The organism is Stenotrophomonas sp. FR024, from assembly GCF_047500745.2.
GTDB lineage: Bacteria > Pseudomonadota > Gammaproteobacteria > Xanthomonadales > Xanthomonadaceae > Stenotrophomonas > Stenotrophomonas maltophilia_A.
This window is the reverse complement of the sequence record NZ_JAXAXM020000004.1, coordinates 247,218-271,709: the sequence shown is the minus strand read 5'-3', so window position 1 is coordinate 271,709 and position 24,492 is coordinate 247,218. Positions and strand designations below refer to the sequence as shown.

Annotated in this window: 20 protein-coding genes; 12 read left to right on the top strand and 8 right to left on the bottom strand. The window is 66.8% G+C overall.

The features are described 5' to 3' along the window. Positions 1 to 7: 7 nt before the first annotated feature. The 3 genes from grpE (at position 8) to dnaJ (ending at position 3,910) form a co-directional block, all read left to right on the top strand. The gene (grpE, locus tag ACMZ91_RS06870; protein ID WP_032128290.1) at positions 8 to 523 is read left to right on the top strand and encodes a nucleotide exchange factor GrpE; all 516 of its coding nucleotides are present in this window, start codon (positions 8 to 10) and stop codon (positions 521 to 523) included. A gap of 182 nt (positions 524 to 705) precedes the next feature. Further along, the gene (dnaK, locus tag ACMZ91_RS06865; protein WP_134951496.1) at positions 706 to 2,631 is read left to right on the top strand and encodes a molecular chaperone DnaK; all 1,926 of its coding nucleotides are present in this window, start codon (positions 706 to 708) and stop codon (positions 2,629 to 2,631) included. Between the two features lie 154 nt (positions 2,632 to 2,785). Beyond that, positions 2,786 to 3,910: a molecular chaperone DnaJ gene (dnaJ, locus tag ACMZ91_RS06860; RefSeq protein ID WP_032128292.1), complete on the top strand. Its 1,125-nt coding sequence runs from the start codon at positions 2,786 to 2,788 to the stop codon at positions 3,908 to 3,910. A 60-nt stretch (positions 3,911 to 3,970) separates the two neighbouring features. On the opposite strand, the gene ACMZ91_RS06855 is transcribed toward dnaJ, so the two are convergent. Further along, on the bottom strand, positions 3,971 to 4,768 hold the full coding sequence (locus ACMZ91_RS06855; RefSeq protein ID WP_414577997.1) for an AraC family transcriptional regulator: 798 nt from the start codon (positions 4,766 to 4,768) through the stop codon (positions 3,971 to 3,973). Positions 4,769 to 4,840: 72 nt separating this feature from the next. Between ACMZ91_RS06855 and ACMZ91_RS06850 the strand changes: the two genes are divergently transcribed. The 3 genes from ACMZ91_RS06850 to ACMZ91_RS06840 all read left to right on the top strand — a co-directional run bounded on the left by ACMZ91_RS06850 (position 4,841) and on the right by ACMZ91_RS06840 (position 8,658). Next, positions 4,841 to 6,040 carry an MFS transporter gene (locus ACMZ91_RS06850; RefSeq protein WP_134951497.1) on the top strand — a complete coding sequence of 400 codons (1,200 nt, stop codon included), beginning with the start codon at positions 4,841 to 4,843 and terminating at the stop codon, positions 6,038 to 6,040. 588 nt (positions 6,041 to 6,628) lie between these two features. Then, a complete protein-coding gene (pdxY, locus tag ACMZ91_RS06845) occupies positions 6,629 to 7,537 on the top strand; it encodes a pyridoxal kinase (RefSeq protein ID WP_032128295.1) in 909 nt (302 codons plus the stop codon). After that, entirely contained in the window at positions 7,534 to 8,658 is a 1,125-nt protein-coding gene (locus tag ACMZ91_RS06840) for a prephenate dehydrogenase (protein ID WP_414577994.1), read from the top strand. The genes pdxY and ACMZ91_RS06840 overlap by 4 nt, the downstream gene beginning before the upstream one ends. A gap of 265 nt (positions 8,659 to 8,923) precedes the next feature. Here the strand turns inward: ACMZ91_RS06840 and ACMZ91_RS06835 are convergent, their stop codons facing one another. From ACMZ91_RS06835 to ACMZ91_RS06815, 5 genes are all read right to left on the bottom strand, one after another. Next, entirely contained in the window at positions 8,924 to 9,118 is a 195-nt protein-coding gene (locus tag ACMZ91_RS06835) for a hypothetical protein (RefSeq protein WP_005409247.1), read from the bottom strand. A 70-nt stretch (positions 9,119 to 9,188) separates the two neighbouring features. Beyond that, positions 9,189 to 10,961 carry an ABC transporter transmembrane domain-containing protein gene (locus tag ACMZ91_RS06830; protein ID WP_197655908.1) on the bottom strand — a complete coding sequence of 591 codons (1,773 nt, stop codon included), beginning with the start codon at positions 10,959 to 10,961 and terminating at the stop codon, positions 9,189 to 9,191. Further along, positions 10,954 to 11,550, bottom strand: a complete 597-nt coding sequence (locus tag ACMZ91_RS06825; protein WP_049400110.1) for an IMPACT family protein — start codon at positions 11,548 to 11,550, stop codon at positions 10,954 to 10,956. Before ACMZ91_RS06825 ends, ACMZ91_RS06830 begins: the two co-directional genes overlap by 8 nt. A gap of 40 nt (positions 11,551 to 11,590) precedes the next feature. Beyond that, positions 11,591 to 12,574: a hypothetical protein gene (locus ACMZ91_RS06820; RefSeq protein ID WP_414577991.1), complete on the bottom strand. Its 984-nt coding sequence runs from the start codon at positions 12,572 to 12,574 to the stop codon at positions 11,591 to 11,593. Then, positions 12,571 to 13,089 (bottom strand): RNA polymerase sigma factor, encoded by a 519-nt coding sequence (locus ACMZ91_RS06815; protein WP_229301232.1) that lies wholly within the window; start codon positions 13,087 to 13,089, stop codon positions 12,571 to 12,573. Before ACMZ91_RS06815 ends, ACMZ91_RS06820 begins: the two co-directional genes overlap by 4 nt. Before the next feature lie 247 nt (positions 13,090 to 13,336). On the opposite strand from ACMZ91_RS06815, the gene ACMZ91_RS06810 reads away from it, so the two are divergent. Next, positions 13,337 to 16,177 carry a bifunctional diguanylate cyclase/phosphodiesterase gene (locus ACMZ91_RS06810; protein WP_100437557.1) on the top strand — a complete coding sequence of 947 codons (2,841 nt, stop codon included), beginning with the start codon at positions 13,337 to 13,339 and terminating at the stop codon, positions 16,175 to 16,177. Between the two features lie 19 nt (positions 16,178 to 16,196). Here ACMZ91_RS06810 and ACMZ91_RS06805 read toward each other — a convergent pair whose 3' ends face one another. Continuing rightward, positions 16,197 to 16,790 carry an LOG family protein gene (locus ACMZ91_RS06805; RefSeq protein WP_032128301.1) on the bottom strand — a complete coding sequence of 198 codons (594 nt, stop codon included), beginning with the start codon at positions 16,788 to 16,790 and terminating at the stop codon, positions 16,197 to 16,199. 217 nt (positions 16,791 to 17,007) lie between these two features. After that, positions 17,008 to 18,504 (bottom strand): aminotransferase class III-fold pyridoxal phosphate-dependent enzyme, encoded by a 1,497-nt coding sequence (locus ACMZ91_RS06800; protein WP_032128302.1) that lies wholly within the window; start codon positions 18,502 to 18,504, stop codon positions 17,008 to 17,010. Between the two features lie 210 nt (positions 18,505 to 18,714). Here ACMZ91_RS06800 and queA point away from each other — a divergent pair, with 210 nt between their 5' ends. The 5 genes from queA (at position 18,715) to secF (ending at position 24,403) form a co-directional block, all read left to right on the top strand. Continuing rightward, positions 18,715 to 19,782, top strand: coding sequence for a tRNA preQ1(34) S-adenosylmethionine ribosyltransferase-isomerase QueA (queA, locus tag ACMZ91_RS06795; RefSeq protein WP_049462689.1), 1,068 nt, complete (start codon positions 18,715 to 18,717; stop codon positions 19,780 to 19,782). Positions 19,783 to 19,879: 97 nt separating this feature from the next. Beyond that, entirely contained in the window at positions 19,880 to 21,010 is a 1,131-nt protein-coding gene (gene tgt / locus ACMZ91_RS06790) for a tRNA guanosine(34) transglycosylase Tgt (RefSeq protein WP_049462688.1), read from the top strand. Between the two features lie 134 nt (positions 21,011 to 21,144). Further along, positions 21,145 to 21,489 carry a preprotein translocase subunit YajC gene (gene yajC / locus ACMZ91_RS06785; protein WP_005409257.1) on the top strand — a complete coding sequence of 115 codons (345 nt, stop codon included), beginning with the start codon at positions 21,145 to 21,147 and terminating at the stop codon, positions 21,487 to 21,489. Positions 21,490 to 21,550: 61 nt separating this feature from the next. After that, complete coding sequence (gene secD / locus ACMZ91_RS06780) at positions 21,551 to 23,407, top strand: protein translocase subunit SecD (RefSeq protein ID WP_049462687.1); 1,857 nt, start codon at positions 21,551 to 21,553, stop codon at positions 23,405 to 23,407. 15 nt (positions 23,408 to 23,422) lie between these two features. Next, the gene (gene secF, locus ACMZ91_RS06775) at positions 23,423 to 24,403 is read left to right on the top strand and encodes a protein translocase subunit SecF (protein WP_049462686.1); all 981 of its coding nucleotides are present in this window, start codon (positions 23,423 to 23,425) and stop codon (positions 24,401 to 24,403) included. Positions 24,404 to 24,492 lie beyond the last annotated feature (89 nt).

Below are 24,492 nucleotides of genomic sequence, written 5' to 3'. Positions count from 1 at the left end.
CCCAGACATGAACCACGAACATCCAGATATCGAATCCCAGCAGACTGCCGCCGATGCGGCCGCCGCCGCCGGCGTCAACGACGAAGTGGAGCGCCTGCGCGCCGAAGTCGAGCAGATCAAGGCCGATGCGCTGCGTGAGCGCGCCGACCTCGAGAACCAGCGCAAGCGTGTTGCCCGTGACATCGAGCAGGCCCGCAAGTTCGCCAACGAGAAGCTGCTTGGCGAGCTGCTGCCGGTATTCGACAGCCTGGATGCCGGCCTGAAGGCCGCCGGCGACGACCCGCATCCGCTGCGCGAAGGCCTGGAGCTGACCTACAAGCAGCTGCTGAAGGTCGCTGCCGACAACGGCCTGGTCCTGCTGGACCCGATCGGCCAGCCGTTCAACCCGGAACACCACCAGGCGATCAGCCAGGTGCCGACCCCGGGCGCCGCCCCGGGCAGCGTGGTGACCGTGTTCCAGAAGGGCTACCTGCTCAACGAGCGCCTGCTGCGGCCGGCGCTGGTGGTGGTGGCCGCCGATTGATCGGCCGGGCCGGGCGATGCCCGGTCCCGGTCGTGCCAGGCCATGCCTGGCAAGGTTTTCCAGGCGCTGAACACAGCGTTCGGGAGATGGCTTGAATGTTCCACGAGCCTCCCCCACATCGTATTCATCCACCGGCCGAGCGGCCGGACTGACCCCAACAAGCATCCTCAGGAGTCTCCCCCATGGGCAAGATCATTGGTATCGACCTCGGCACCACCAACTCGTGCGTGGCGATCATGGACGGCGGCAAGGCCCGCGTCATCGAGAATTCGGAAGGCGATCGCACCACCCCGTCGATCGTCGCCTACACCAAGGACGGCGAAGTCCTGGTCGGCGCCTCGGCCAAGCGCCAGGCCGTGACCAACCCGAAGAACACCTTCTATGCGGTGAAGCGCCTGATCGGCCGCAAGTTCACCGACGCCGAAGTGCAGAAGGACATCGCCCACGTCCCGTACGGCATCCTGGCCCATGACAATGGCGACGCCTGGGTGTCGACCAGCGACGGCAAGAAGATGGCCCCGCAGGAAATCTCGGCCAAGGTGCTGGAAAAGATGAAGAAGACCGCCGAGGACTTCCTCGGTGAGAAGGTCACCGAAGCGGTCATCACCGTGCCGGCCTACTTCAACGACAGCCAGCGCCAGGCGACCAAGGACGCCGGCCGCATTGCCGGCCTGGACGTCAAGCGCATCATCAACGAGCCGACTGCGGCTGCGCTGGCCTATGGTCTGGACAAGGGCGACAACAAGGATCGCAAGATCGTGGTGTACGACCTGGGCGGCGGCACCTTCGACGTCTCGGTGATCGAGATCGCCAACGTCGACGGCGAGAAGCAGTTCGAAGTGCTGGCCACCAACGGCGACACCTTCCTGGGCGGCGAAGACTTCGACAACCGCGTCATCGAGTACCTGGTTGAAGAGTTCAACAAGGACCAGGGCATCGACCTGCGCAAGGATCCGCTGGCCCTGCAGCGCCTGAAGGATGCTGCCGAGCGCGCCAAGATCGAGCTGTCCAGCGCCCAGCAGACCGAAGTGAACCTGCCGTACGTCACCGCTGACGCGTCGGGTCCGAAGCACCTGAACATCAAGCTGACCCGCGCCAAGCTGGAAGCCCTGGTGGACGACCTGATCAAGAAGTCGATCGAGCCGTGCCGCGTCGCCCTGAACGATGCCGGCCTGCGTTCGAGCGACATCAGCGAAGTGATCCTGGTCGGTGGCCAGACCCGCATGCCGAAGGTGCAGCAGGCGGTGACCGAGTTCTTCGGCAAGGAACCGCGCAAGGACGTCAACCCGGACGAAGCCGTGGCACTGGGTGCTGCGATCCAGGGCGGCGTGCTGGGCGGCGACGTCAAGGACGTGCTGCTGCTGGACGTGACCCCGCTGTCGCTGGGTATCGAAACCATGGGCGGCGTGTTCACCAAGATCATCGAGAAGAACACCACCATCCCGACCAAGGCTTCGCAGGTGTTCTCCACCGCCGAGGACAACCAGTCGGCCGTGACCGTGCACGTGCTGCAGGGTGAGCGCGAACAGGCCCGCTTCAACAAGTCGCTGGCCAAGTTCGACCTGTCCGGCATTGAGCCGGCCCCGCGCGGCCTGCCGCAGGTGGAAGTGTCCTTCGACATCGACGCCAACGGCATCCTGCACGTGTCGGCCAAGGACAAGAAGACCAACAAGGAACAGAAGGTCGAGATCAAGGCCGGTTCGGGCCTGTCCGAGGAAGAGATCGCGCGCATGGTCGCCGACGCGGAAGCCAACCGCGAAGAAGACAAGAAGTTCCAGGAGCTGGTGCAGGCCCGCAACCAGGCCGACGCCCTGATCCATGGCACCCGCAGCGCCATCACCGAGCACGGCAGCAAGGTCGGCGGCGATGTCATCGGCAAGGTCGAGGCGGCGCTGGCCGACCTGGAAACCGCGATGAAGGGTGACGACAAGGCACAGATCGAAGCCAAGTCGAAGGCACTGGAAGAAGCCGGCCAGTCGCTGTTTGCCGCCGCTTCGGCCGACCAGGGCGGTGCCGCCCCGGGTGCCGACGCCGGCAATGCGGGCAAGCCGCAGGATGACGTGGTGGACGCCGAGTTCACCGAAGTCAAGGACGACAAGAAGTCCTGATCCGGACCGACACGGGACGCTGGCCATCAGCGTCCCGTTGTCGCATCAGGGTCCTGACCGCCCACCGGCGTGTCGGGGCGCCCGACGCAAGAGCGGACCTGGTTCCGCTCTTCCGCTTTGACGAATCCCGACTTTCCGGAACCCGATTCACGATATGAGCAAGCGCGATTACTACGAAGTGCTGGGCGTTGCCCGCACCGCCAACGACGAAGAGCTGAAGAAGGCCTACCGTCGCTGCGCGATGAAATTCCACCCGGACCGCAACCCGGGTGATGCGGCGGCCGAAGCCTCCTTCAAGGAGTGCAAGGAAGCCTACGAAGTGCTGTCCGACGGCAACAAGCGCCGCATGTACGACAGCCATGGCCACGCCGCGTTCGAGCACGGCATGGGCGGTGGCGGTCCGGGCGGCCCGGACATGAACGATATCTTCGGCGATATCTTCGGCAACATTTTTGGCGGTGGCGGCGGTGGTCCGCGCCAGGCCCGTCGCGGCGCCGACATCGGCTACGTGATGGAACTGGACCTGGAAGAGGCCGTGCGCGGCGTCGAGCGCCGGATCGAGATCCCGACCCTGGCCGAGTGCGGCGACTGCGATGGCAGTGGCTCCGAAGACGGCAAGGTCGAGACCTGCAATGTGTGTCATGGCCGCGGCCAGGTGCGCATCCAGCGCGGCATCTTCGCCATGCAGCAGGCCTGCCACAACTGCGGCGGCCGTGGCCAGATCATCGCCAAGCCCTGCAAGACCTGCCACGGCAACGGCCGTGTCGAGGAAGACAAGGTGCTGTCGGTGAAGGTGCCGGCCGGCGTCGACACCGGCGACCGCATCCGCCTGCAGGGCGAAGGCGAGGCCGGCCCGGCCGGTACGCCGCCGGGTGACCTGTACGTGGAAGTGCGCGTGCGCGAGCATGCGATCTTCCAGCGCGATGGCGACGACCTGCACTGCGAAGTGCCGATCCGCATCTCGCAGGCGGCACTGGGCGATACCGTGCGCGTGGCTACCCTGGGCGGCGAAGCGGAGATCCGCATCCCGGCCGAGACCCAGACCGGCAAGCTGTTCCGCCTGCGTGGCAAGGGCGTGCGTTCGGTGCGCAGCCGTAGCGAAGGCGACCTGTACTGCCGTGTGGTGGTGGAGACCCCGGTCAACCTCACCAACGAGCAGCGCAAGCTGCTGGAGCAGTTCGAAGCCACCTTCGTCGGTGAGGAAGCGCGCAAGCATTCGCCGAAGTCGGCCACCTTCATGGATGGCGTGAAGGGTTTCTGGGACCGGATGACGTCCTGAGTTTTTCGACGGAAGCGATGAACGATAGCGCCGGGCCATGCCCGGCGTTGTCGTATGCGGTCAACGGAAAAACGCCGCCGGCGTCTGCCCCAGCTGCCGCTTGAACATGCTGGTGAACGCGCTGGGGCTGTCGTAGCCCATCGCCAGCGCCACATCGATGACCTTGTCGCCGACCGCCAGTCGCTCCAGGGCGGCCAGCAGCCGTGCCTGCTGCCGCCACTGCCCGAAGGTCATGCCCAGTTCGCTGGCGAAATGGCGCTGGATGGTTTTCACGTCCATCTGCAGCGCCTGCGCCCAGTCCTGCAGGGTGGCGTCGTCGCCGGGATGTTTCTGGATGTGCTGGCAGATCCGCTGCAGGCGCGGGTCGGAGGGCGAGGGCAGGTGTAGCGGCAGCACGTCCATGCGGTGCAGCTCGTCCAGCAGCAGGCGCACCACGCGGCCGTCGCGGCTGTCATCTACATGCGCGGTCTCGATCAGGCTGGCGGCGAGCAGCAGCTCGCGCAGCAACGGCGCTACCTGTACCGCGAACGCCTCGTCCGGCAGCTGCGGCGCGAAGTCCGGTTCGACATACAGGCTGCGCATATGCACCTCAGCGATGCAGTCCACCGCATGGGCCATGCCGGCCGGCACCCAGATCGCGCGGGTCGAGGGCACCACCCAGCGGCCGCCGTCCGCACGCACCACCATCAGTCCGGACATGGCGAACACCAGCTGGTGACGGCGATGCCGGTGGGGCGCGATGTGGGTGCCGGGTTTGTAGTGGCGGGCGCGGCAGGTCACCGGGCGGTGCACCGGAACCTCGTTCCACGGCGCAGTCTCGCGGACCGGGCAGGGAGTGTCCTTTTTGCGATATGCCATGACCCGAACGCGGCAGAAGGGAGGGGGAGGCCACCGTAGCATGCGTGGCTCGCCCCCAACCTGACTGTGTCCATGTCGACCCTGGCTTCTCCCGCAACGACCTCACGCCCGGTGGCCCCCGGCGTGCTGGCCGCCATTTCCACCTCGCATGTCGTCAACGACATGATGCAGTCGCTGATCCTGGCCATCTATCCGGTGATCAAGGGCGGCTTCAATCTCAGCTTCACCCAGATCGGCCTGATCACGCTGACCTACCAGCTCACCGCCTCGATCTTCCAGCCGTTGATCGGCATGGCCACCGACCGTCGCCCAGCCCCGTACTCGCTGCCGATCGGCATGGCCTCGACCCTGTGCGGCATGCTGCTGCTCGGCTTCGCACCGAACTACGCGGTGGTGCTGATGGCGGCGGCGATGGTCGGTATTGGCTCGGCCATCTTCCATCCGGAAGCCTCGCGCATCGCGCGACTGGCCTCGGGCGGCCGTCACGGCTTCGCGCAGTCGGTGTTCCAGGTGGGTGGCAATTTCGGAACAGCGCTGGGCCCGTTGATCGCTGCCGCAGTGATCGTGCCGTATGGCCAGCACGCCGCATCGTGGTTTGCCGGCGCCGCTCTGATCGGCATCGCTCTGCTGACCTATGTCGGCCGCTGGTACGCGTTGCATCTGGGCACGCCACGACCGGTCAGCACGGCTGCGATGGCGCCGCGGCGTCCGCCGCGCACCGTGGCCAAGGTACTGGCGATCCTGCTGGTGCTGATCTTCAGCAAGTACTTCTACATGGCCAGCATCGGCAGCTACTTCACCTTCTACCTGATCCACCACTTCGGCATTCCGGTGGCGCAGGCCCAGCTGCATCTGTTCGCGTTCCTGGTGGCGTCCGCCGCCGGCGGCTTCCTTGGTGGCCCGCTGGGTGACCGCATTGGCCGCAAGCCGATCATCTGGACCTCGATCCTGGGCGTGGCCCCGTTCGCGCTGATGCTGCCGCATGCTGATCTGCTGTGGACGACCGTGCTGGCGGTGCTGATCGGCTTCGTGCTGTCCTCGGCGTTCTCGGCGATCGTGGTGTACGCGCAGGAAATGATGCCGCACCGCATCGGCATGGTGTCCGGCCTGTTCTTCGGCTTCGCCTTCGGCATGGGCGGGCTTGGGGCGGCTGTGCTGGGCCTGCTGGCGGACAAGACCAGCATTGAGTACGTCTACCAGTTGACCGCGTTCCTGCCGCTGTTGGGTATCGTGGCGGCGTGGCTGCCAACGTCGCGGCCTGCTGCTCACTGAGGGGGTGGGGTTTGCAGGGCTTGCAGCCCTGCACCTGCCGAAGCCAAGGCAACGGCAACGGCAACGGCAACGTCAAATTCAAAAGCTGGCTTTCCGTGGGTTGGCGGGGTGGGTCCGGTTGAGGGGGACGGCGTAAATACGTCCCTGTAGCCTCGGTCGCGCCATCCATGGCGCTCACGCCCCCTCAACCGGACCCACCCCGCCTTCGACAGATTCCCGCGGTCTGTCGGAACGGGGTACTGCTCTGGTGGGTGTCGACCTTGGTCGACACGGATGAATTCGTTCGATATCTGACAGATGTGTCGACCAAGGTCGACACCTACCAACAGCCGCGCGGAACAACAGGCGCAGTTACCAACAGCCGCGTGAACCTGTCGAAGGTGGGGCGGTGTCGGATTGCGGGGTGTCAGCGGCATGGATGCCGCTGCGAAGCCTACAAGGACGTACTTGCGGCGTCCCCGCACTCCGACACCGCCCCGCCACCCCACGGAATGCCGCTTTGGCTTCGGCCGTTGCGGTTGCCGTTGCATTGAGCAGGTGCAGGGCTGCAAGCCCTGCCGAAAACTCCCTTGGGCGTAGAATGCGGGCATGAGCGAATCCCTTGATAACCACCTGGTCCACGGCCGCCGCCAGCGGCCGGATGGTCCGTCGCCGATCGATGTCATCTCGGTCCAGTCGCAACTTGTCTACGGCCACGCCGGCAACAGCGCCGCCGTACCGCCGATGCGTGCGCTCGGTGTGCGCGTCGCGGAAATCCCGACCGTGTTGCTGAGCAATGCGCCGTTCTACGACACCACGCGCGGTCGGGTGCTGCCCGCCGACTGGTTCGCCGACCTGCTGCTGGGCACCCACGAGCGCGGCCTGCCGCAGCGGGCGAAAATGCTGGTTTCCGGCTACTTCGGCAGCACCGCCAACGGTGCCGCCTTCGCCGACTGGCTGGACAACATCCTGCCGGTCTGTCCGCAGCTGCGTTACTGCCTGGATCCGGTGATTGGTGACACCCACACCGGCCCCTACGTGGAACCGGGCCTGGAAGCGATCTTCGCCGAGCGATTGCTGCCGCATGCCTGGCTGGTGACCCCGAACGCCTTCGAACTGAATCGTCTGACCGGTATGCCGGCACTGGCCGAGGCTGATGCCATCGCCGCCGCGCGCACGCTGCTGGACCGTGGCCCGCACTGGGTGATCGCGCACAGCGTGGGCGGTAACCCGGGTGAGCTGGTGACCCTGGCGGTCGGTCGCGAGGAAACCTGGCGCTGGACTTCGCCGCTGCTGCCGGTGGACGTGGCCGGCACCGGTGACGTGCTGATGTCGCTGGTGGTGTCGTTCCTGTTGCGAGGTGAATCGATGCAGCAGGCGATTTCGCGTGCGATTGCCGGTACCCACGCGGCGCTGGAGGCGACTCTGGACAATGGCTTCGAAGAGTTCGACGTGATCGCGGCGGCGCCTGCCGCACTGGCCGAAGGCACGCGCTTCCGCGCCGAACGCGTGGCATGAGCGGCCTGCTCGAACGCACGCCGCGCACGGTCGGCATCGTCGGCAGTGCCGGCGCCTATGGGCGCTGGCTGAGCCGCTTCTTCCAGCAGCACATGCAGCTGCAGGTGATCGGCCACGATCCGGCCGATCCGGACTCGCATACGCCGGAACAGCTGCTGGCGCAGGCCGACGTGCTGGTGTTCTCGGCACCGATCCGGCACACGCCGGCGTTGATCGCACAGTACGTCCAGCAGTCGGCCGGCCGCGAGCAGGACCGGTTGTGGCTGGACGTGACCTCGGTGAAGGAAGCGCCGGTGCAGGCGATGCTGGCCTCTCAAGCCGAAGTGGTCGGCCTGCACCCGATGACCGCGCCACCCAAGGCGCCGACCCTGAAGGGCCGGGTGATGGTGGTCTGCGAAGCGCGGCTGCAGCACTGGCAGCCATGGGTCGATACGCTGTGCACGGCGCTGCAGGCCGAGTGCGTGCGGGCCACGCCGCAGCATCACGACCAGATGATGGCGCTGGTACAGGCGATGGTGCATGCCACCCACCTGGCTCAAGCCGGCGTGCTGCGCCAGTACCAGCCGCAGCTGGGCGATCTGGCCGCGATGATGCCGTACCGTTCGGCATCGTTCGAGCTGGACACGGCGATCATCTCGCGCATCCTGTCGCTCAACCCGGCGATCTACGAAGACATCCAGTTCGGTAACCCGTACGTGGCGCCGATGCTGGAACGGCTGGTCGGCCAGCTGCAGGCCCTGCAGGCGCAGGTCGGGCAGGGCGACGACCGTGCGCGTGGTGAATTCCGCGAGCAGCTGCTTTCGGCCAACCGCAGTGCCTTCGGCGAGCAGGCGCTGGCGGATGGCAACTACACGTTCGAACGCGTGGGGTACCTGCTGGCCGACCTGACCGAGCGCAACGCGCTGTCGGTGCACCTGCCGGAGGACCGGCCCGGCTCGCTGCGTGAGCTGCTGAACGTGTTCGAGCAGCATGGCATCAGCCTGGCTTCGATCCATTCCTCGCGTACGCCCGGCGGTGAAGTGCACTTCCGCATCGGATTCGTGGCCGGCAGCGATGCGGCGGCGATTACCCGGGCAGCAGCCGACGTGGACGCCAGCGGCATCGGGCGGGTACTGGGCTGAATTCATCCACAGGCGGTGTGGATGGTTCCTGAGCAAACGTGTGGATAACCTTGCTCAGGCCTTGCCAGCCAAGGCTGTCAAGATGCTTGGCCAAAAAATGATCACGCCTTTTGTAGAGTCGAGCCATGCTCGACCGCCTTGGGCAAAAGCGTGTCGACCAAGGTCGACACCTACCAGAGTCAAGAAAGCGGGTCGATCAAGGTCGACACCCGCCAGAGCGGGGCGATACGAAATCGGGTAGCGCCGGGGTCATGCCCGGCGAACCTCAGATCGTCAGCCGCAGCTCGCCGCCACTGGTGGTGAACTCGCGGCCATCGCGCACCAGCGGCCGCCCGTCATCCAGTTCGTAGCGTGGCGTGGCTTCAGAGTGATGCCCGCTGCCATTCGCCTCGGGCTTGAACTCGATGATGATGTGGCTTTCGCCGTTGCTGTCGACGGCGGGAAACTGACGGAACGACATCGTGCACCTCCTTCAGCGGATGGGGCTGTTGCGCGGCCAGCTTGGCCGCGCCGATGTTAGCCGGACGTCATCAATCGATGAACTGCAGGCGCGCAAGTTCAGCGTACAGTCCACCTTCGGCCAGCAGCTGTGCGTGCGTGCCCTCGGCGACGATGCGGCCCTGGTCCATCACCACGATGCGGTCGGCCTTGAGCACGGTGGCCAGGCGGTGGGCAATGACCAGTGTGGTGCGGCCCGCCATCAGCCGCTCCAGGGCCTGCTGCACGCCGTGCTCGCTCTGCGCGTCCAGCGCGCTGGTCGCTTCGTCCAGCAGCAGGATCGGCGCATCCTTCAGCAGCGCACGGGCAATCGCCACACGCTGCTGCTGGCCACCGGACAGGCGGGCACCGCGCTCGCCCAGCTCACTGTCATAGCCCTGCGGCAACGCGCGCAGGAAGCCATCGGCCTCGGCGGCACGCGCGGCAGCCTCGACTTCGGCGTCGCTGGCCTGCAGGCGGCCATAGCGGATGTTGTCGCGCGCACTGGCAGCGAACAGCGTCGGCTGCTGCGGCACCAGCGCCAGCTGCGCACGCAGCTCGGCTGGGTCGACCTGGCGCACGTCGATGCCGTCCACGTCGATGCGGCCGCTGGCTGGATCATGGAAGCGCAGCAGCATCGAAAGCACCGTGCTCTTGCCCGCCCCCGACGGACCCACCAGCGCCACGGTCTCGCCGGGGTGCACGTGCAGGTTGAAGTGGTCCAGCGCGGCCTGGTCCGGTCGCTGCGGGTAGTGGAACACCACGTCGTCGAACCGGATCTCGCCACGCAGCGGCTGCGGCAGCGCGTGCGGCTGTGCCGGCGCGCGGATCTCGATGTCTTCCTGCAGCAGTTCGCCGATACGGCCCATGCCGCCGGCCGCGCGCTGCAGCTCGTTCCACACTTCGGCCAGCGCGCCCACCGAGCCGCCACCGATCAATGCATACAGCACGAACTGGCCCAGCGTACCGGCGCTGAGGCGGCCGTCGATGACGTCGTGCGCGCCCAGCCACAACACACCGACGATGGCGCCGAACACCAGCAGGATGGCGCTGGCGGTGACCAGCGACTGTGCGCCGATGCGGCGACGGGCGGCGCCGATGGCATCACCGAGTGCCTTGTCGAAGCGCCCGCGCTCGTACGGCTCGCGTGCATGTGCCTGCACCGTGCGTACCGCACCCAGGGTTTCACTGGCCAGGCTGTTGGCATCGGCGATGCGGTCCTGGCTGTTGCGTGCGACCGTGCGCAGCTTGCGCGAGCCGATGATGATCGGCAGCACCGCCAGCGGAATGCCGAGCAGCGACCATGCGGCCAGCCGCGGGCTGGTGACGAACAGCATTGCCAGGCTGCCGATGACGGTGACCGTGCTGCGCAATGCTACGGACATGGTCGAGCCGACCACGCTGCGCAGCAGTTCGGTGTCCGCGGTCAGGCGCGAGACCAGCTCTCCGCTGCGGCTGCGGTCGTGGAAGCCGGCGCCCAGCTGGATCAGGTGGGCATACAGCTGGCTGCGCAGGTCGGCCACGACCTTTTCACCCAGCAACGATACGAAGTAGAAGCGCGCCGCCGTGCCCAACGCCATGACGACCGCCACCAGCATCAGCAGGGCGAAGGCACGGTTGATCTGGCCGCCGCTGCTGAAACCGTGATCGATCATCTGCTTCACCGCCGGAGGCAGGCTCAGCGTGGCTGCAGAAGACACCGCCAGGGCCAGCAGCCAGGCGGTGAACAGGCCGCTGTGGCGGCGCACGAACGGCCACAGCGTGCGCAGGCTGCCGAGGCGCCGCAGCGGCGGGGTCGAAGCGGGGGCGTCGTCCTTGTCAGTCATCCTGGTCGTCGTCTTCTATGCGGATACGGTCACGGGTGGCGTCGCGCAGGCGGATTTTCAATGCGTCGACCTGATCGGCAGGCAATTCGATCCGCAGGCACACACCATTGGCATCGAACTGTTCATCGCGCTTTTCGGCACCGAAGGCGGGCAGGGTGGCATGCAGGGTACCCAGGTCCTCGAAGCCGGCCAGCAGCTGCAGCCGGGCCATCGCCACCAGCGGCAGGCGCGGGGCGGTGCGCAGGCACTCGGCGGCGGCGCCGCCGTAGGCGCGCACAAGGCCACCGGCACCGAGCTTGATACCGCCGAACCAGCGCGTCACTACCACCATCACCCGGTCGAAACCCTGGCCGTCGATCGCCGCCAGGATCGGACGTCCAGCCGTGCCGGCCGGCTCGCCATCGTCGCTGGAGCGATAGTCCTGCCCATGCCGGTAGGCCCAGCAGTTGTGGGTGGCATCGGCCACCGCAACCTGCTGCAGGAACGCCATGGCCGCTGCGGCGCCATCGATCGGCGCGGCATGGGCGATGAAACGGCTGTGTTTGACTTCCAGCGTGTGGCTGACCGGCTGGGCGAGAGTATCGAGCATTCCCGTCATTCTACGGGGTTGCCGGGTATTCCCGTCCGCTTCAGTCGTCCAGCAGCGGGCGCAGGTCGCGCGGCAGGCGTGCTTCCGGGTACTGCTGCATGTAGCGCTCCAGGCTGGCACGGGCCAGATCGCGCTGGCCGTCGTCGCGTCGTGTACGGATCTTCTGCAGCCACTGCCGGCGCGGCAGTCGTGCGTCAGCGTCCACCTCGGCCTGCACGGCATCCGCGCTCAGGCCCGCATCGCTGCCGCAGCGCATGATGCCAGGTGCGGAACGGCTGGGAGCCTCGCGCTTCGTCGAGGTGATTTCTACCCGGTCCAATGCCGGGGCCTGTTCGGCCTGCACGCTGTTGGGCTCTGGCGTGCCTGCCGAGCGCGCCTTCAGCGAACCACTGGCGACAACCGGCGCCATCAGCGGCGCGGGTGCCGAGTAGGCGGTGGGAGCCGGAGGCGCAGGGGGGGCTGCTGCCGGCGCTGCGGCCGGAGCGGGCGGCAGGGCCGCAAAGGAGGTATCGGCGGCCGCATCCGCAGCCATCGATCGTGCAGCCTGGGCCTGCGCAGGCTTGCTTGCGCGCGCGTTGGCCGGTGCCGGGGCAGCGGCAACCGGGGCTGCCTCGGGTGCTGCGGGCGCAGCGGCCGGTTCCGCAGTCGCCACCGCGCTGTCGGCTGCACTGCGCTCAGCGGCCTGATCGGCAGCCGCGACGTCTTCTGCCGCAGCCGGTGCCGCCGCAACAGCGGCCTCACCCGCCGGAATCGGTGGCGGTTCCGGACGCAGCTGCCAGGCGATGCCGATGGCGAACACCATCGAGGCGGCGATGCCGAACACCGCCGGCCAACGCGGGCGTGTGCGCTGCGTACGTGGTGCTTCGGGAGAGGCGACCGCATCGGCAGCCGGAGCGTCCACGGCAGCGCGGGCCGCGGCCAGGATGGCGGCGTCCAGTGCGGCGGGCGGTGCCTGTTCGGCGCGACGGCCGAGTAGCCGGGCCAGCTCGCGTTCTTCCGGCGTCAGCGGTTCGTCTCGGTTCATGCGTTCAATCCCGCACGCAGCTTGTCCATCGCATAGCGCAGCCGCGATTTCACGGTTTCCCGGCCTACGCCGGTGATCTGGCCGATCTCCTCCAGGCTCAGTTCCTGATCCAGCCGCAGTTGCAGCACTTCGCGCTGCTCCGGCGGCAGTTGTTCCATCGCCAGCTGGATGCGGCGACGTTGTTCGAATTCGGAAAGCTCGCCTTCCGGGGTCTGTCCATCCTCGATCGCGGCCAGGCGCAGGTCGGCATCGGCCGGGGCAGCCGGCCGGTGGCGGGCGGCGCGCCAATGGTCGTTCAGGCGGTTGTGGGCGATGCGGAACAGCCAGGTGCTGAACGCCGCGTCCGGTTGCCACCCCGCACGGGCGCTGATCACCCGCTGCCAGACGTCCTGGAAGATCTCCTCGGCCAGCGCGTTGTCGCGCAGTTGCCGCAGCAGGAAGCCGAACAGGCGCTTGCGATGGCGCGCATACAGGCTTTCAAACGCGCGCAGGTCGCCACCGGCCCAGGCCAGCATCAAGGCTTCATCGGTTGGCAGTGCGCTGGCTTCCACGGCGTACAGGGTAAGGCCTGCAGGCGATGGCGCATAGCCGGTGGCGAGGGCGGGCAGGGCGAGGGTCATGGCTCGGAAGGGGCTACGGTCAGCAGGAAAAACGTACGGGCGCACGATTCGGGGTTTACGGGCTTCCATTGCCCCCCGGGTGGCGCGCTATGCTCGGCGGCTCAGGGGAGGCGACGCACTGACGGCGCCAAGAGATTGTCATTTGTCCACGCATGCTGAACCGGCGGAAGAGCCACCACACGAGGCCGTGCTGAGCGCGGCGCTGGTGCGCGCGTTGCATGCGCTTCTGCCGGAAACGGCCGTGGTCCGCGTCGGCTGGGATGACCCGCAGCTTGGCCGTGGCCAGGGGGCCTGGCCGAGGGCGGCTGCCGGAGGTGATGCGGCAGCGCCAGGCGTGGGCGACGGCCAGCACGGCTGGGAACATGATGGGGCGCGCCTGCTGTTGTCGGTGGAAGGCGCGGTGCCTTCGCCGGCATGGTGGGGGGTTGCCCGGCAGGCGATGGAGCTGGCGCTGCAGCGCGGCCGCCAGGCCGGCCAGATCAAGGCGCTGGAAGAGGCCGAGCGGTTGCAGCAGGCCTTGTTCCAGATTGCAGATCTGGCCGGTGCCGACCTGGAAATGCCCGAGATGCTGCGCCACGTGCATGGTGTGCTGGGCACGCTGATGTATGCCGAGAACTGCTACATCGTGGAATACGACGATGTGCGCGACCAGATCCGTTTCCTGTACTTCGCCGATCAGGTCGATGATTTCGTCGCCGATCCCACGCAGAGCCATGACGCCAGCGAGATGCCGCGCAGCCTGACCGTGGCGTTGCTGCGTCATGGCAAGCCGCTCAGTGGTCCCTCGCGCGAACTGCTGGCGCAGGTGATGGAGCAGGAGCACGACCCGCAACGCGGGCCCGAAAGCTTGGATTGGCTGGGCGTGCCGATGCTGCGCGATGGCCGCGTATGCGGTGCCATCGTGGTTCAGAGCTATGAGCAGGCGGCCCGCTATGGCGAGGCCGAACGCGCATTGCTGGGCTTTGTTGCGCAGCACGTGCAGACTGCGATGGACCGGCGCCAGGCGCAGGTGCGGCTGGAGCAGCAGGTGGCGCGGCGCACCCAGGAACTGCAGCGCGCCAATCACAGCCTGCAGGACGAGGTGGCCGAGCGTCGACGCGCCGAACAGCTGCAGACCGCCCTGTACAACATCGCCGAGATGGCGATGTCGGCCGACAGCCTGGCGCAGTTCTACGGACAGGTGCATGGGGTGGTCGGGCGCCTGCTCGACGCTCGCAATTTCTACATCGCCCTGGTCAACCCGGCCGGCAACGGCCTGGACTTCGTCTATTCGGTGGACGAGCACAACGCCAGCCGCGCGCCGCGACCGTTCAGCCGGGGCTTGACCGAGTACGTCGTGCGCAACCGGCGGCCACTGTTGGCATCACGTGCGCAGATCGACGCGCTGCTGGCCAGTGGCGAAGTGCGTGAATCCGGTGCGCGTTCGCACTGCTGGCTGGGCGTACCGCTGCTGCGCGACGACGAAGTGGTCGGCGCGATCGTGGTGCAGAGCTACAGCGAGAACAGCATTTTCAGCGTGCATGACCAGCGCCTGCTGACCTTCGTCGCGCAGAACATCGGTACCGGCCTGGCCCGTCAGCGCGACCAGCAACGGCTGCGCTCGGCGCATGCCGAGCTGGAGAAGCGCGTGGAGGAGCGCACGCGCGAACTGGCCGAGGTCAACGAAAAGCTGCTCGGCCAGATCGGCGAGCGCCTGCGTGCCGAACAGCGCCTGACCCACCAGGCCATGCACGATGCGCTGACCGGCCTGCCCAACCGCCTGCATCTGCTGGACCGCCTGCAGGATGCGCTGGCACTGGCCAAGCGTGAGGGCGGCCCGGTGTTCGCCGTGCTGTTCCTCGATCTGGACCGCTTCAAGCTGGTCAACGACAGCATCGGGCATGCTGCCGGCGACCGCATGCTGGTGGAAGTGGCCAAGCGCATCGTATCGATGGCCGGCACCGAGGACGTGGTGGCCAGGCTGGGCGGTGACGAATTCGCAGTGCTGCTGCAATGCCCGCAGGGCCTGGCCCAGGCCTTGGACTTTGGCCAGCGCCTCCTGCTGGCGCTGCAGGAATCGATGTGGATCGCCGGGCGCGAACTGTTCCCGTCCGGCAGTCTGGGCATCGCGCTGTGGAACCCCCGCTACCGCACCGGCGAAGAGCTGCTGCGTGATGCCGACGCGGCAATGTACCGGGCCAAGGCGCAGGGCCATGACCGCTGTGCGATCTTCGACGAAGACATGCGCGAGCAGGCCATGCGCAGCCTCGATCTGGAAGCCGACCTGCGTCGTGCGATCAACAACCGCGATTTCGTCCCGTTCTACCAGCCGATCGTGCGCCTGTCCGATGGCGAGGTGGTGGGCCACGAAGCGCTGCTGCGTTGGCAGCATGAGCGCCGCGGCCTGCTGCTGCCGGGGGCGTTCCTGGAGCTGGGCGAGGAAAGCGGCCTGATCGAGCAGGTCGACTGGCTGATCTACGAACAGGTGATTGCCGGTCTGGCCGAGGGCGGGCAGAGTTACGTCTCGGTGAACGTATCACCGCGCCATTTCCGCTCCGCCGGGTTCAGCGGCCGCCTGTTCGGCCTGCTGGATGCATGTGGTGCCGATCCGCACCGGCTGCGCCTGGAGATCACCGAGGTCGCACTGCTGGACGATGGCCCGCACACGCTGGGCATCCTGCAGGGCCTGCGCGAGCGCGGCATCCAGGTGCAGCTGGACGATTTCGGTACCGGCTTCTCGGCGCTGTCCTACCTGCACCGTTTCCCGATCAGTACGCTGAAGATCGACCAGAGCTTCATCGCCGGCCTGCATGGGCCGGAAGTGCAGAGCACGCGGGCGCTGGTCGAGGGCGTGCTGTCGTTGGCGCGTACGCTGGGCATCGAGACCATCGGTGAGGGCATCGAAACCGAGGCGCAGCGGCAGACCCTGCGCGAACTGGGTTGCGACTACGGCCAGGGCTATCTGCTGGGGCGGCCCGCACCGTGGAGCTGCGCGGCGGTCTGAGCCGCCGCGCAGGAAAGCATCAGCGCAGGGCGGCGCGACGCTTTTCGTCGATCCACTTCGAGGCCTGCGCTGGCTTGTAGTTCTTCATCCACTCCAGCATCTCTTCGATATCCGAGCCGTACCACAGGTCCTGGCGCTGGTCCGGGTGCAGGAAGCGCTCTTCCACCATGCGGTCGATCATGCCGATCAGCGGGGCGTAGAAACCTTCCACGTCGAGGAAGGCGCACGGCTTGTTGCCGATGCCAAGCTGGCGCCAGGTCAGCATCTCGAAGATCTCTTCCATGGTGCCGAAGCCGCCGGGCAGCGTGACGAAGCCATCGGCGAGGTCGAACATGCGCGACTTGCGCTCATGCATTGAACCGACGATCTCCAGCTCGGTCAGGCCGCGGTGGGCCACTTCCCAGTCGGCCAGCTGGCGTGGGATCACGCCGGTCACTTCGCCGCCGGCGGCGAGCACGGCATTGGCCACGGTTCCCATCAGGCCGACATTGCCGCCGCCGTACACCAGGCGCATCCCGTCGCGGGCGATGCGATCGCCCAGGGCAAGGGCGCGTTCGGTATAGGCCGGCTTGCTGCCAGCGTTGGAACCACAGTACACACAGATCGATTTCATGGATCTTCCTGTCTCTTGGCCGGAAACGAAAACGCCCCGTCGCCGACCGCAGGGCGGTCAGGGACGGGGTGTCCAAGGATTATGAGGCCTTGAGAGGCCTTCTGTAGAGCCGAGCCACGCTCGGCTGTTCTTCGTTCAGTAGAGTCGAGCTTGCTCGACTATCGCGGCGCCTGAACGAAGTGCAGTCGAGCAAGCTCGACTCTACAAAGAACGAGACTTACGCCGCCGCTGCCTGCTCGCGGCGCGGGCCTTCACGCAGCGCGCGGCCGACCATCCCCACCAGCAGGTCCAGCTCTTCGCTGTCCATGCCGAAGTGCGGAGTGAAGCGCAGCGAGTTCTCGCCACCGTGAATCACGTTGATGCCGTGCTGGCGCAGCCATTCCTCGGTGGAGTTGGCGCCGTAGCACTTGAACTGCGGCGCCAGTTCGCAGGAGAACAGCAGGCCGGTGCCCTGCACCTTGGTGATCAGTCCGCCCAGCTCGTTCTTCAGCTGTTCAAGCTTGCGCACGGCCTCGGCACCACGCTCGGCGATGTTGGCGCGCACCTGCGGGGTCAGCTGGGCCAGGGTGGCGCAGGCCACGTCCAGTGCACGCGGGTTGCTGGTCATCGTGTTGCCATAGATGCCCTTGCGGTACAGCTGCGCGGCATGCTCGGTCACCGCCAGCACCGACAGCGGGTACTGCGCGGCGTTGAGTGCCTTGGAGTAGGTCTCCATGTCCGGCGGGTCCAGGCCTTCGAAGCCCGGGTAATCGACCACCGAGAGCACGCCATGCGCACGCAGGCCGGCCTGGATCGAGTCGAGCAGCAGCAGGCTGCCATGGGCACGGGTCAGTTCGCGGGCAACGGCATAGAACGACGGCGGCACCGAGCGGCCCGGGTCGCCTTCGCCCATCACCGGTTCCAGGAACACCGCCTCGATGAACCACTGGTTGCGTGCGGCATCCTCGAACACCTTGCGCAGGCCGGCTTCGTCGTACGGCGCCACGGTGATCACCGAATCCTCGCCACGGTAGCTGGCCAGGTGCTGCATGTAGCTCTTGCGGCTGGAATCCGAATAGAGGGCAGGGCGGTCGGTGCGGCCATGGAAGCTGCCCTTGACCACCACGCGCTTGATCGCAGCACCGGCGTGGCGTGCGCCCGGGTCGGTCTGCAGCTTGGCGTTGACGTCGGCGATGCGCGCGGCCAGGCCGACCGCCTCGGAACCGGAATTCAGGCACATGAAACGGGCGAACGGGCAGCCGCCACGGCGGTGGCCGATCTCGGCGCGCAGGGCGGTGATGAAGCGCTGCTGCGACAGGCTGGGGGTCATGATGTTGGCCATCACCTGCGGGCGGGCCATCGCCTCCAGCACGGCGTCCGGGGTGTGCCCGAAGCCGAGCATGCCGTAGCCGCCGGCGTCGTACAGCACGGCGCCTTTCAGGGTGACCACCCACGGGCCGCGCGCAGCCAGTGCCACATACGGGGTCACCGCGTCATCGGCATAGAAATTGACGAAACCGTCCTGCATCGCGTCGATCTGCGCCTGTTCGTCCTGCGCCAGCAGCGGCCCCAGGTCGGCCTGCACGCGCGCGAATTCCTCGGCGGCGGCGTCCACCGCGGCGATCAGCTGCGGGTGGTTGGCGGACAGGGCGGTCAGGGTGGCGTCGTCCAGGCCGGAGGTGAGGCGGGTGCCGGGCTGGTTGCGCAGGGGGGCGAGGCGTTCGATGAAGCTCATTGCAGATCTCCTGAAACAATGGGTCGCACGGGTCTTCAAAAGCAAAACGCGCGTCATCACGCGCGCTTGGGGCAGGCTCGTGCAGCGGACTTCCGACTCGATGCTAGCACTTGTTTTTTTGCGCGATAACCCCGCAGAAACCTGCTGCATAGCAGCATTTTGCGCGACGTTCGCCGCGAAGCACGCCGGCTCGCAGACGCTGGACGTACAATGCGCGCCATTGTCGACCTGTTGCCGCCCACTGCCTTGAAGAAGTCCGATTTCAACTACGACCTGCCGGCTGAACTGATCGCGCAGGCGCCCCTGGCCGAACGTTCCGCAAGCCGCCTGCTGCTGGTGCCTCCGGCGCCCGATGCCTTCACCGACCTGCAGGTGCGCGACTTGCCGTCGCTGCTGCAGCCGGGCGACCTGCTGGTGTTCAACGACACCCGGGTGATCCCGGCGCGCCTGTTCGGGCAGAAGGCCAGTGGCGGCCGCGTGGAGATTCTGATCGAGCGCCTGCTGGGTGGCCAGCAGGCCCGCGCGCAGGTGGGCGCCAGCAAGTCGCCCAAGGCCGGCAGCCGCATCGCGCTGGATGCCGGTGGCGAAGCCGAGGTGCTGGGTCGCGATGGCGAGTTCTACGTGCTGCAGTTCCATGTGCCGGAATCGCTGGAACAGTGGCTGCTGCATGCCGGCCGCCTGCCGCTGCCGCCCTATATCCAGCGCGAGCCGGGTGTGGATGACCGCGAGCGCTACCAGACCGTGTTCGCGCGTGAAGTGGGCGCGGTGGCCGCGCCGACCGCCGGCCTGCATTTCGACGAACCGCTGCTGGCCGCATTGAAGGACAAGGGCGTGGACTTCGGCCACGTCACCCTGCACGTGGGTGCGGGCACCTTCCAGCCGGTGCGTGCCGATGACCTGAAGGACCACGTGATGCACCGCGAGTGGCTGAATGTCGGTGCCGAGCTGGTGCAGCAGGTGCGGCGCACGCGCGCCGCTGGCGGCCGCGTGATCGGCGTCGGCACCACCGTGGTGCGCGCGCTGGAAAGCGCGATGCGCGATGGTGAACTGCTGCCGTTCGCCGGTGAAACGCAGATCTTCATCACCCCCGGCTACCGCATCCGCAGCGTCGACGCGATGGTGACCAACTTCCACCTGCCGGAAAGCACGCTGCTGATGATGATTTCCGCGTTCGCCGGCAAGGAGCGCGTGTTCGAGGCCTACCAGCACGCGATCGAGCAGCGCTACCGCTTCTTCAGCTACGGCGACGCGATGTTGCTGTTCCCGCAGGCGGGGTAGGGCAGCCAGGGAGGGCAGGGTCCCCTGTGGGTGCGCACCTTGGTGCGCACGCCTTCTTGGGAGACAATAGGCGACTATTTGCCTGAACGACCGCTCCATGTCCCGATTGCAGTTCCAGCTCAAGACCCGCGACGGCCGTGCCCGCCGTGGCCGCCTGACCTTCCCGCGTGGCACGGTGGAAACGCCGGCCTTCATGCCGGTGGGGACCTATGGCTCGGTCAAGGGCATCCTGCCGGACCAGGTGCGTGCGCTGGGCGCCGAGATCATCCTCGGCAACACGTTCCACCTGTACCTGCGCCCGGGCCTGGACATCATCGCCGACCACGGCGGCCTGCACGGCTTCTGCCGCTGGGATGGCCCGATCCTGACCGACTCCGGCGGCTTCCAGGTGTTCTCGCTGGCCCACCGCCGCAAGATCACCGAGCAGGGCGTGACCTTTGCCTCGCCCACCGACGGTGCCCGTGTGTTCCTGGGCCCGGAAGAGAGCATGAAGATCCAGAAAGTGCTCGATTCGGACGTGGTGATGATCTTCGACGAGTGCACCCCGTACCCGGCTACCGAGGATGTGGCGCGCCGCTCGATGGAGCTGAGCCTGCGCTGGGCCCAGCGCAGCCGCAACGCGCATGACGAGCTCGGCAACGACGCGGCCCTGTTCGGCATCGTCCAGGGCGGCGTGCACACCGACCTGCGCAGCCGCTCGGCCGAGGCCCTGCAGGCGATCGGCTTCGACGGTTACGCCATCGGCGGCCTGGCCGTGGGCGAACCGGAGCACGAGCGCAACGCCATGCTCGACCACCTGGACCCGGAACTGCCGGGCGACCGTCCGCGCTACCTGATGGGTGTGGGCCGGCCGGAGGACCTGATCGAGGGTGTCGCACGTGGCGTGGACATGTTCGACTGCGTGATGCCGACCCGCAACGCCCGCAATGGTCACTATTTCACCTCGTTCGGCACCGTCCGCATCCGTAATTCCCAGTACGCACGGGACATGGATCCGATCGAGCCCGGCTGCGGCTGCGTGGCCTGCACCGGCGGTTACACGCGTTCGTACCTGCGCCACCTGGACCGCTGCAACGAGATGCTGGCGCCGATGCTGGGCACCCTGCACAACCTGTTCTATTACGAAAAGCTCATGGCCGACATCCGCGCGGCGATCGAGGCGGGAACCTTCCTGGCCTTCCGTGAGTCTTTCTACGCGGCACGCGGGGCGGTAGCACCGCCCCTGTAACCCGAACACCCCCTGCCAAACGGCCCAAGGACGAACGCCCGGGGCCGTGGCATACTTCAAGGCTGACCCAGATCCGCGGTCGACACCTCGTGCCCGTGAAAGGGCCGAAGCGCCGCCCAACCAAAGGACCAACAATGAACCTGCTTGCCTTCCTGATTCCCGCCGCCCACGCCCAGGCCGCCGGCGGCCAACCGCAGGGCATGGGCCTGACCACGCTGCTGTTCCCGGTCATCCTGATCGCCATCATGTACTTCCTGATGATCCGCCCGCAGATGAAGCGGCAGAAGGAGCACAAGGCCATGCTGGAGAAGATCAAGCGTGGCGACGAAGTGCTGACCAACGGCGGCATCGCCGGCATCGTCACCGACATCGGCGACAACTTCATCACCATTGAAGTGGCGGACAACGTGCGCATCCGCGTGCAGAAGGGCGCTGTCGGCAACGTGCTGCCGGCCGGTACCCTGAAGTCGGCCCAGTAAGCCACTCCCTTTCCGATGCACAACCGCGGCGCCGGGGATGGCGCCGCGCGGGACCCAAGCAATGCTCGAATTTCCACGCTGGAAGTACGTCGTCATCCTGATCGTACTGGCGCTCAGCGCGCTGTACGCGCTGCCCAACATCTACCAGAAGGACCCGGCCCTCCAGATCACCGCCAACCGTGGCGGCCAGATCGACGATGCGCTGCGTGACCGTGTGCTGGCCGACCTGAAGACGGCCGGTGTCGCCACCGTCGGTGCCGAGAAGGAAGGGGAAAGCCTGATCGTCCGCCTGCCGGACCTGAAGGCGCAGTCCGCTGCCAGCGACGCCCTGCGTGACACGGTCGGCGAAAAGTACACCGTGGCCCTGAACCTGGCCTCGACCGTGCCGGACTGGCTGGCCAACCTGGGCGGTCGCCCGATGGTGCTGGGCCTGGACCTGCAGGGCGGCGTGCACTTCGTGCTGCAGGTCGACCAGAAGGCCGCCCTGGACAAGCGCCTGGACGCCTACACAGAAGACGTGCGCAGCACGCTGCGCGACGCCCGCATCCCGTACCAGTCGGTGGAACGCCGCGCTGACAACAGCATCGTGGCGAACCTGAGCCCGTCCGCCGGTGACGACGCCGCGCAGCGTGCCCGCACTGCCCTGGTGAAGGCGCAGCCGACCCTCGGCTACGACGTCAGTGGCAATCGCATCACGGTGACCGTGCCGGAAACCGAGATCACCCAGATCGCCAACGGCGCCATCGAGCAGAACATCAACACCCTGCGCAACCGCGTGAACCAGCTCGGCGTGGCTGAGCCGATCATCCAGCGCCAGGGTGCCGACCGCGTGGTGGTGCAGCTGCCGGGCGTGCAGGACACCGCCGAAGCCAAGCGCATGATCGGTGCCACCGCTACCCTGGAATACCGGGCCGTGGTGGACGGTAATGCACAGGACGCCATCAACTCCGGGCGCATTCCGCCGGAAGCGAAGGTCTACCAGCGTCGTGATGGCGGTGGTCCGGTCCTGCTGAACAAGCGCGTGATCGTCACCGGTGACCAGATGGTCGGCGCGCAGGCGGTGACCGATTCGAACAGCGGCTCTCCGGCGGTCAGCGTGACGCTGAACAATGTCGGCGGCCAGCGCATGTTCGACTTCACCAGCGCCAACGTGAACAAGCCGATGGCGGTGGTCTACACCGAGCGCGTGCCGACCGTGACCGTCGTCGACGGCCAGGAAGTGCGTGGCTTCAAGGTCAACGAGGAAGTGATCTCGGTGGCCAACATCAACGGCGTGTTCGGCAAGAACTTCCAGACCACCGGCCTGCAGAAGAAGGAAGCCGAGGACCTGGCCAAGCTGCTGAAGTCCGGCTCGCTGGCCGCGCCGATGGACTTCGTCGAAGAGCGCGTGGTGGGCCCGAGCCTGGGTGCCGAGAACGTCAAGAACGGTATGCGCGCGGTGGTGTTCGCATTCCTGTTCACCCTGGTGTTCTTCAGCGTCTACTACCGCATGTTCGGCGTGATCACCTCGATCGCGATGCTGTTCAACCTGCTGATCGTGGTGGCGGTGATGTCGCTGTTCGGCGCGACCATGACCCTGCCGGGCTTCGCCGGCCTGGCGTTGTCGGTCGGCCTGTCGGTGGACGCCAACGTGCTGATCAACGAGCGTATCCGTGAAGAGCTGCGTGCCGGCGTGCCGGGCAAGACCGCGATCGTGACCGGTTACGAGCGTGCTTCCGGCACCATCCTCGACGCCAACCTGACCGGCCTGATCGTCGGTGTGGCGCTGTTCGCATTCGGTACCGGTCCGCTGAAGGGCTTCGCGCTGACCATGATCATCGGTATTTTCGCCTCCATGTTCACCGCGATCACCGTGTCGCGTGCGCTGGCGACGCTGATCTACGGCCGCCGCAAGAAGCTCCAGAACGTGGCCATCTGACGGGACGACACGCACATGAAACTGTTTCCGCTGCACATCCTCCCGAACGACACCAAGATCGACTTCATGCGCTGGCGCCATGTCGCGATGGTCGTCACGGTCATCGTGTTCCTGGCCTCGGTTGCCATCATCGGCGTCAAGGGCTTCAACTACGCTCTGGACTTCACCGGCGGCACCCTGATCGAAGCCCGCTTCGACAAGGCGGTGGACGTCGAGCAGGTCCGTACCAAGCTCGAGGAAAGTGGCTTTGACGGTGCCCAGGTGCAGAGCGTCGGTGGCAACACCGATCTGCTGATCCGCCTGGCCCCGCACGGTGAGCACGCTGCCGGTACCGGCGACGCCGCGCACGAGGACAAGGCCACCGCCGCCGCCGTGGTGAAGGCACTGTCCACCGCCGACAACCAGGCCACCGTGCTCCGCAACGAGTTCGTGGGCCCGCAGATCGGCAAGGACCTGGCGATGAATGGCCTGTACGCCACGATCTTCATGCTGGCCGGCTTCCTGATCTACATCGCGGTGCGCTTCGAATGGAAGTTCGCGGTCACTGCCAGCATCGTGGCGATGTTCGATCTGATCGTGACGGTCGCTTACGTGTCCCTGCTGGGCCGTGAGTTCGACCTGACCGTGCTGGCCGGCCTGCTGTCGGTGATGGGCTTTGCGATCAACGATCTGATCGTGGTCTTCGACCGCGTCCGTGAGAACTTCCGCAGCCTGCGCGTGGACTCGATGGAAGTGCTGAACCGTTCGATCAACCAGACGCTGTCGCGTACGGTGATCACTGCGGTGATGTTCTTCCTGTCGGCGCTTGCCCTGTACATGTACGGCGGCAGCTCGATGGAAGGCCTGGCCGAGACGCACATGATCGGCGCGGTGATCGTGGTGCTGTCCTCGATCCTGGTGGCGGTGCCGATGCTGACGATCGGTTTCCTGCGCGTCAGCAAGCAGGACCTGCTGCCGAAGGCGAAGGACATCGAGGCCCTGGCCCGTCGCCCGTAAGCACCCGCTGCATGCAGCACACAGAGAACCCCGCGCAAGCGGGGTTTTTTGTTGGCAGGGCTTGCAGCCCTGCACCCGCGGTAGTGGGG

Coding starts and splice junctions, on each gene's coding strand:
- ACMZ91_RS06820 (WP_414577991.1), bottom strand. CDS start 12,574: ATGAACCGAGACGAACCGCTGACGCCGGAAGAACGCGAGCTGGCCCGG.
- tgt (WP_049462688.1), top strand. CDS start 19,880: ATGTCCCGATTGCAGTTCCAGCTCAAGACCCGCGACGGCCGTGCCCGC.
- pdxY (WP_032128295.1), top strand. CDS start 6,629: ATGAGCGAATCCCTTGATAACCACCTGGTCCACGGCCGCCGCCAGCGG.
- ACMZ91_RS06855 (WP_414577997.1), bottom strand. CDS start 4,768: ATGGCATATCGCAAAAAGGACACTCCCTGCCCGGTCCGCGAGACTGCG.
- yajC (WP_005409257.1), top strand. CDS start 21,145: ATGAACCTGCTTGCCTTCCTGATTCCCGCCGCCCACGCCCAGGCCGCC.
- grpE (WP_032128290.1), top strand. CDS start 8: ATGAACCACGAACATCCAGATATCGAATCCCAGCAGACTGCCGCCGAT.
- queA (WP_049462689.1), top strand. CDS start 18,715: ATGCGCGCCATTGTCGACCTGTTGCCGCCCACTGCCTTGAAGAAGTCC.
- ACMZ91_RS06825 (WP_049400110.1), bottom strand. CDS start 11,550: ATGCTCGATACTCTCGCCCAGCCGGTCAGCCACACGCTGGAAGTCAAA.
- ACMZ91_RS06800 (WP_032128302.1), bottom strand. CDS start 18,504: ATGAGCTTCATCGAACGCCTCGCCCCCCTGCGCAACCAGCCCGGCACC.
- ACMZ91_RS06815 (WP_229301232.1), bottom strand. CDS start 13,089: ATGCTGGCCTGGGCCGGTGGCGACCTGCGCGCGTTTGAAAGCCTGTAT.
- ACMZ91_RS06805 (WP_032128301.1), bottom strand. CDS start 16,790: ATGAAATCGATCTGTGTGTACTGTGGTTCCAACGCTGGCAGCAAGCCG.
- secD (WP_049462687.1), top strand. CDS start 21,551: ATGCTCGAATTTCCACGCTGGAAGTACGTCGTCATCCTGATCGTACTG.
- dnaJ (WP_032128292.1), top strand. CDS start 2,786: ATGAGCAAGCGCGATTACTACGAAGTGCTGGGCGTTGCCCGCACCGCC.
- ACMZ91_RS06840 (WP_414577994.1), top strand. CDS start 7,534: ATGAGCGGCCTGCTCGAACGCACGCCGCGCACGGTCGGCATCGTCGGC.
- ACMZ91_RS06850 (WP_134951497.1), top strand. CDS start 4,841: ATGTCGACCCTGGCTTCTCCCGCAACGACCTCACGCCCGGTGGCCCCC.
- secF (WP_049462686.1), top strand. CDS start 23,423: ATGAAACTGTTTCCGCTGCACATCCTCCCGAACGACACCAAGATCGAC.
- dnaK (WP_134951496.1), top strand. CDS start 706: ATGGGCAAGATCATTGGTATCGACCTCGGCACCACCAACTCGTGCGTG.
- ACMZ91_RS06830 (WP_197655908.1), bottom strand. CDS start 10,961: ATGACTGACAAGGACGACGCCCCCGCTTCGACCCCGCCGCTGCGGCGC.
- ACMZ91_RS06835 (WP_005409247.1), bottom strand. CDS start 9,118: ATGTCGTTCCGTCAGTTTCCCGCCGTCGACAGCAACGGCGAAAGCCAC.